Annotated in this window: 6 protein-coding genes and 1 pseudogene; 4 read left to right on the top strand and 3 right to left on the bottom strand. The window is 67.1% G+C overall.

Features of this window, described 5'->3' with window-relative positions; translation table 11 throughout:
- A pseudogene (locus JHC99_RS16395) lies at positions 1 to 917 on the bottom strand (S9 family peptidase); the annotation flags it as partial.
- A 316-nt stretch (positions 918 to 1,233) separates the two neighbouring features.
- Here JHC99_RS16395 and ykgO point away from each other — a divergent pair.
- The 4 genes from ykgO (at position 1,234) to JHC99_RS16375 (ending at position 2,773) form a co-directional block, all read left to right on the top strand.
- Positions 1,234 to 1,359 (top strand): type B 50S ribosomal protein L36, encoded by a 126-nt coding sequence (ykgO, locus tag JHC99_RS16390; protein ID WP_008263184.1) that lies wholly within the window; start codon positions 1,234 to 1,236, stop codon positions 1,357 to 1,359.
- Positions 1,360 to 1,518: 159 nt separating this feature from the next.
- Entirely contained in the window at positions 1,519 to 1,794 is a 276-nt protein-coding gene (locus JHC99_RS16385; protein ID WP_271144900.1) for a DUF2312 domain-containing protein, read from the top strand.
- A 122-nt stretch (positions 1,795 to 1,916) separates the two neighbouring features.
- Positions 1,917 to 2,255, top strand: a complete 339-nt coding sequence (locus JHC99_RS16380; protein ID WP_292155670.1) for a hypothetical protein — start codon at positions 1,917 to 1,919, stop codon at positions 2,253 to 2,255.
- Positions 2,252 to 2,773: a DUF2200 domain-containing protein gene (locus JHC99_RS16375; RefSeq protein ID WP_366927850.1), complete on the top strand. Its 522-nt coding sequence runs from the start codon at positions 2,252 to 2,254 to the stop codon at positions 2,771 to 2,773. Before JHC99_RS16380 ends, JHC99_RS16375 begins: the two co-directional genes overlap by 4 nt.
- Here the strand turns inward: JHC99_RS16375 and JHC99_RS16370 are convergent.
- Positions 2,770 to 5,556: a TonB-dependent receptor gene (locus tag JHC99_RS16370; RefSeq protein WP_292155669.1), complete on the bottom strand. Its 2,787-nt coding sequence runs from the start codon at positions 5,554 to 5,556 to the stop codon at positions 2,770 to 2,772. The genes JHC99_RS16375 and JHC99_RS16370 overlap by 4 nt on opposite strands.
- A gap of 181 nt (positions 5,557 to 5,737) precedes the next feature.
- A partial coding sequence (locus tag JHC99_RS16365; protein WP_292155668.1) for a sigma-54 dependent transcriptional regulator occupies positions 5,738 to 6,918 on the bottom strand: 1,181 nt, incomplete at its 5' end.

Genomic DNA, 6,918 nt, shown 5'->3' with positions numbered 1-6,918 from the left:
ATGATGCGCGCCTCGGACGTCTCCTGGTTGGCGATGGAGATCAGGATGAAGGCCTCGTCGGAGGTCACGCCGACGCTGATGAACATCCCGTCGTCGGTCTCCTCATAGACCAGGGTCTTGTCGCCGCCGCGCGCGGGGCGGCGGAAGATCTTGTCCGGGCGGCCGTTTTCGTCGCGGTTGGTCCAGAAGATCCACTCGCTGTCGGGCGAGAAGATGAAGTTCTCGGTCGCGCTCTCGATCGGGTCGGGCAGGACGGCGCCGGTGGCCAGGTCCACAACGTAGATCTTGAAAACCTCGGAGCCTTGCGCGTCCTCGGCATAGGCGAACAGGGCGTGATCGGGGCTGTGCGCGGTCGCCGACACCTCCGAATAGGCCTTGCCCTCGGCCAGGGCGTTGCAGTCCAGCAGCAGTTGCGGCGTCGGGGCGACGATGAAGTTCTTGGTGACCGGTTTGCCGTCCTCGATCCAGCTGCCCTGGCGTTCGACGCGCATGTAGCGGGGGTGCTGCTCGCCGGTCCTGAACTCGGTATAGTATTCCCACGGGCCGTCGGCGGAGGGGACCGACGAATCCGCCTCCTTGATACGGCCCTTCATCTCCTCGAACATGGCGTCCTGAAGCGGCTGCGTCGGGGCCAGCATGGCGGCGCGGTAGGCGTTCTCGGCGGTCAGGTGTTCCCTGACGTCGGCCTTGATCAGCGACGGATCGCGCAGCACGGCCTGCCAGTTGTCGTCCTTCATCCACTGATAGTCGTCGGTGCGGGTCCGGCCCAGCTGGGTGATGGTGACGGGGACCTTCCGGGCGACCGGAGGAACGGGCGGCGTGTTGGGCATCGAGGCTCCGGGTTGGGCGAGCGAGGGTCCGGCCTGGGCGACCACGACGCCGGCGGCGGCCGAGGCGATCAGTTCACGACGATTCATGGGGGCGGACCTTATACTCTGGGACGTGGCGGACCATGGCGAGGGCGGCGAAAGGGGTCAATGCGGTGACGCTCCCGATGGCGGTGACGTGAACTGCCGCGACGTCAATTGCCGGTATCGGGCCGATCGCAATCAGGCCCGGCGTCCCGGTTGACCTTTCGGGACTCGTTCTCTATACGCACCGCTCCGCCGCAGGCTCGACTTGCGGCTCTTTTATTTTGTTTCGCCTCTAGCCTGCGCTCAAGCAGCGAGCCCCGTAATTCCCGCTCAGGCGGGAACGCGCGGCAAGCGTTAGCGCCACCAAGGATGTCCGACCATGAAGGTCCGCAGCTCGCTCAAGTCGCTCAAGACCCGTCACCGCGACTGCAAGGTCGTGCGTCGCAAGGGCGTCGTCTTCGTGATCAACAAGACCGACCCGCGCTTCAAGGCGAAGCAGGGCTGATCTGATTTTTCGCTAACGCGCGGCTCGCGGAGCCGCGCTGCTTGAGCGAAGAACGATCCACAGGCTGCGGACATTGTCCGTGGCCTTTTTCGTATGTGCGGTTGAGCGGCCAGCTGTGGCATGGTTAGCGTCCGGCTCGATTTTTCAGGAGATTTCCCCATGGCCGATGACGCCTCTTTCGACGCCTCGCCAGACGTCCTGAACTCCGCCGCCCAGGGCCGTCTGCGCACCATCATCGAGCGGATCGAGCGTCTCGAAGAGGACAAGGCAGCCATCATGGCCGACATGAAGGAGGTCTTCCTTGAGGCCAAGGGCGAAGGCTATGACGTCAAGATCCTGAGGAAGGTCATCCGCATCAGGAAACAGGACAAGGCCAAGCGCCAGGAAGAGGATGCGATCCTGGACCTGTACCTGTCGGCGCTCGGCGAGATCTGACCCTGAAGCGGACGCCGTTCGATCGGGGTCCACGGCCTGAGGGCGACACGCCGTCGCCCCGGAAAGGCCTGCAACGCAAGACCGGTTTCAAGACCGCCGCATCGGGGCCCGTTTCTTCGGGAATGACCCGGTCCGGCGGTCTTTCCGCATCTGGGCCCAAGGCGAAGGCCGGCGCTCGCCCCAGCCCGTTCGAGGCCGAGCGCAAGGCCAATCAACGCGCGGCGCTGAACGCCCTGAAACGCGCCCGGCGCGCGGCGGACAAGGCGGGCGTGCCCCTGTCGGAGTGGGAAGGCGAGTTCCTGGATTCCGTGTCCGAACGCGTCAAGACCCACGGCCGCGCCTTCGGCGACCCCGAACTCGGCGTCCCCGGCCAGGCCCTCTCGTCGATGCAGGGCCGAAAACTCAAGGAAATCGTCGCAAAGGCGAAGGGGGAGACGCGCAAACGCGAGAGGAAGCCATGACCACCAGACACCGCATCTTCACCACCAGCTTCGCCAGCGTCTATCCGCACTACGTCGCCAAGGCGGAGAAGAAGGGGCGGACGAAGGCGGAGGTGGATGAGATCATCCTGTGGATGACCGGGCTCGATCCGGCGGGGCTGGAGGCGCATCTGGCGGGCAAGACGGATTTCGAGACCTTCTTTGCCCAGGCACCGGCGCTGAATCCGGCGCGGGAGCTGATCACGGGTTCGGTCTGCGGCGTTCGGGTCGAGCAGGTCGAGGACCCGCTGATGCGCGAGATACGCTATCTGGACAAGCTGATCGACGAACTGGCCAAGGGACGGCCGATGGGGAAGATCTTGCGCGGGAAGGGGCGGGCAACCCCCCATACGTCGTCATCCTCGGGCTTGACCCGAGGATCGGACGTGGGGCGAAGACGGACAGCCGAGCGACGCACTGCGGCTAGTGCGCCGCCCCTCCGAACTGCCTGCCGAAGGTCCGGCCCTCGGGTCGAGCCCGAGGGTGACGGAGTGGATTAGAACAGCACCTTGCGCAGGTTGATCCGGATCACCCGTCCCTGGGGGTCCAGGAAGTCGGGCTGGTAGTTGAGCGGAACGTCGCCGGTGGCGCTGCGGACGTTCAGGCGGGTGTCGAACAGGTTGTCGACGCCCAGGCTGATGCGCGTTCCCTTGAGCCAGGGATATTTGGCGAGCAGGCCCGGACGCTGGTTGGCGTCCACGAACACGTTGAGCCCCACCGTGGCCTGGCTGGAGAAGGTCAGGTCCGAGCCGGTCAGGCCGCCGTCGACGCGAGTGCCGTCGCGCCAGTTGGCGTTGACGAACATCCCCATGCCGTTGCGGAACGCACCGCCCTGGACCTGGACCTCGGAGCGGGGCGTGCCGCCGCGCCCGCCGGTGGCACCGCCGTCCAGCTGGTCGATCACGGCCAGGCCGTCGCGGATCAGGATCTCGTCCTGGATCCGGTAGGTATAGTAGACCGACAGGTTGAAGATGCCCTGGCCGGGCTGGAAGGCCGGGCCGCCGCGACCACCGCCGAAGCCGCCGCCGCCGCCACCGCCGCCGGGTCCGCCGCCCTGGATGCGGACCTGAGGACCGCCGCCACCGCCACCGCCGCCGGGACGTCCGCCGCCGCCGCCCATGACCGCGCCCATGACCGCCATCGGGCTGCCGGCCGCAGGCGCGCTGGGCGTACCGAAGGGGCGCGAGAAGTTGAAGCCGGTGCGGACGTCCTGACGCTCGGTCTTGGTATAGTTCAGCGGGCGCGCATCGACCGACAGCAGGGTGCCGGCGGCGTCACGCGTGAACCGCGACGGCAGAGCCGCCTCCAGGTCCGGGGTGATGGTCGGGAAGCCGGTGATGGCGTCGTCGGTCAGGGCATAGGTGTAGGTGCTCTGGAACGACAGGTTCATCGACTGGAACGGCGTCAGGTTGAAGCCCGCGCGCAGCACCTGGCGATTATCGGAGGTCAGGTTCGGATTGCCGCCGGTGATATAGGTGACGTTGACCGTCTGATTGGTGCGGAAATCATAGACCGGGGTGTTGACCGTCGCCAAGACCGGATCGTTCAGCTGGTTGATCGTCGGCGGGCCCTGTTCGTTGGAATAGTTCACATTGAACGAGACGAAGGTCTTGGGCGCCCAGTTGACGCCGGCCCCCAGGGTCCGCAGGCCGCCGAAGTCGGAATATTCGTCGTAGCCGCCGTTCAGGCTGACCGACAGGTCGCCGAAGGCCGGCAGGAACTCGCGCCGCGTGCTGGTCAGGGGCATCGACAGGTTGAACGAGCCATAGGCGCGCTGGCGGTCCAGGTCGGTCTCCGAAGCCACGCCCGAGCGCAGGCTTTCGGACTCGAGGCGACGGGTGTCTAGGCCGAACTTGAAGGTTGATTGCAGGTTGCCCGCCGGGCCGTCCCACAGCCGGCCGGTCAGGACGCCTTCGGTATTGGCGCCCGAGGCCACCGAGCGCGAGGTGTCCGACAGGGGCGTCAGCAAGGCCAGGGGCAGGTCGGCGAAGGGATTGAAGGCCGGATTCCGCTGGTTGATCGCCAGCTGCAGGGCCGAGGCGTCATAGCCGCGCCCGACCGTCGATTCGGTCTCGACATAGTCCATGCTGCCCGACAGGGAGTAGCGCCAGTCGCCCAGGTAGCCGTCGATCAGGAGGGCCGCGTTACCGGTCAGGGTGTCGGTGTTGCGCAGCAGGGCGCTGGGGTCGTCGACGAACCGGTACAGGCGGGTGTCGTTGGCGAAGGGGGTGAAGGGGCTGCCGCCCGGCAGGGTCAGGGCGATGCCAGCCAGACCGCCGAAACCCTCGGTCGAGGTGTCGTCCAGGCTGCCGCTGAGGGTCGCCTTGGTCGTGGTGTTCAGGTCGCGCGCCAGCGAGGCGCGGACTGTGGACTGGTCCCGGCGGGGCAGCAGGGTGCGATAGTCCGACAGGTTGCCGGTGCGCGGCGCATTGGCACCCGCCGCGATCTGGGCGGCGGTCGGGGTTGCGCCGCCCGTGGGCACGGCGGCGACGAGGGCGGCGATGGAGGGCGAGATGGCCGTGCCGTAGGGGCTGCCGCTCAGATTGCCGATCAGGTCGAAGGGCTGTGAGCCCGGTGCGCGGGTGATGTCGCGCTCCGACTCGAACAGGGCCGTGTCGTGCTGGCGCACCACATCGACGTTCCAGCGGTCGGCGGCCTGGACGTTGAAGAAATTGCCAGCCACCTCGCTGGCGAGGCGGCCGCCCTGGCTGGGGCCGCCGGTGCGCAGGTTGACGGACGCCTGACGGAAGGCGGCCTTGATGACGATGTTGACCACGCGTCGATCGGCCGCAAAGCCATAGGTCAGGGCGACCTGTTCGGGCAGGATCTCGGTGCGCTCGATCGCCTCGATCGGAATGCCCTGGATCTCCTGGAAGCCCGAGGTGCGGCGCCCGTTCAGCAGGATGATCGGGCCCTGGTCGCTGCGTCCGCTGGACGACCGGGTCAGGGGTTCGAGGTTGGTCAGCAGTTCGGCGATGTTGGACGCGCCGTAGGCCTTGATCTGGTTGGCATCCAGGACGACGTCGGGCGCGATGTCACCCTGGACGCTGCCGCGCGGCTTGGCCGCCGCGACGCTGTCGAGTTCGCCCAGGTCGACGGCGTCTTCCGGCACGTCTTCGACAGGCGCCGCCTCAGGCTCGGCCGGGGCCTCGATGACCGGCTCCTGGGTCGGTGCGGCCTGGCTGGGGGCAGGCTGTGCGGGGGCCGTCTGGGTCGTCGGAGCGGGCGCAGTCTGGAGCGAACCGGATGCGAGGGCGTACAGGATAGCGGCGGCTATCGTCATGAAATCAGAATCCGGAAACGTGGACGGGGAGGCGATGGGATACGCCGGGTCTTCGAGACCCGCGCATTGAGGCCCCTACAACGCAGGCGTTCGCGTCACCCGTCGGTCCGGAAGGTTACAAATCGGAAATATTACAGCATTCGCTCAGGTTGTTGCCGCGATGCGACACTCGCTCGGGGCCTCAGCCGGCTTCCTTCATCAACCCTTCCAGCCCCTGTTCGCGCACCTTGCGATACAGGGTCGAGCGGCCGATGCCGAGGCGGCGCGCGATCTCGGACATGTGGCCGGCATAGACCTCGATCGCGTGCTGGATCAGGTCGCGCTCGATGTCCTCCAGCGTGCGCAGATGCCCCCGGTCGTCGAGGATGCGGATCGGCTGGTCGGGCAGGGGCGGGAGGTCCACACCGGCGGGGGCAGCGGCCCGTGCCTCGTCCGCCTGACCCGGCGTCGGCGCGGCGACGCCCGAGATCGACGGAAAGTCGTGCGGCTGCAGGTACGGCGCGTCGGCCAGGACCAGGGCGCGATAGACGCTGTTCTCCAGCTGACGCACATTGCCGGGCCAGTCGAAGGCGGTCAGCAGGGCGATGGTCTCGGCCGAGGCCCCGACGACGCGCTTGCCTTCCTCGACATTGAAGCGGGCGATGAAATGCTCGACCAGGGCCGGGATGTCCTCGCGACGTTCGCGCAGGGAAGGGGCCTCGATCGGGAAGACGTTCAGCCGGTAATACAAATCTTCGCGGAAATGGCCGTCCTTGACCTGTTGCGCGGGGTCGCGATTGGTCGCGGAGACGATGCGGACATCGACCTTGACCGAGCGCTTGGATCCCACCGGATCGACCTCGCCCTCCTGAAGCGCCCGCAGCAGCTTGACCTGCATGTCCAGCGGCAGTTCGCCGATCTCGTCCAGAAACAGGGTACCGCCGGTCGCCTCCTGGAACTTGCCCAGATGCTTGTCATGGGCCCCGGTGAAGGCTCCCTTCTCATGCCCGAACAGGATGGATTCGATCAGGTTGGCGGGCAGGGCACCGCAGTTGACCGCCACGAACGGCTTGCCGGCCCGGTCGCTGGCACCGTGCAGGGCGCGGGCGATGACTTCCTTGCCGACGCCGCTTTCGCCGGTGATCAGGACGGGGATGTTGGACTTGGCTGCGCGGGCGCCGAACGCCTTTACCAGACGCATGGGCGGGCTGTCGCCGACCAGGTCGTCGAAGGATGTCCGGCCCCCGACGTGCTTCTTCAGCCGCCCGACCTCCTTGGTCAGCTGGGTCAGTTGGAGGGCGTTCCGGATGCCGACCAGGATGCGTTCGGGGCTGGCGGGCTTGATGAAGAAGTCCTGGGCCCCGGCCTGCATGGCCTTGACCA

Origin of the sequence: Brevundimonas sp., assembly GCF_016463485.1 — a bacterium.
GTDB lineage: Bacteria > Pseudomonadota > Alphaproteobacteria > Caulobacterales > Caulobacteraceae > Brevundimonas.
Note: the sequence above shows the minus strand (reverse complement) of the source record. Positions and strands in the feature narration are given on the sequence as shown.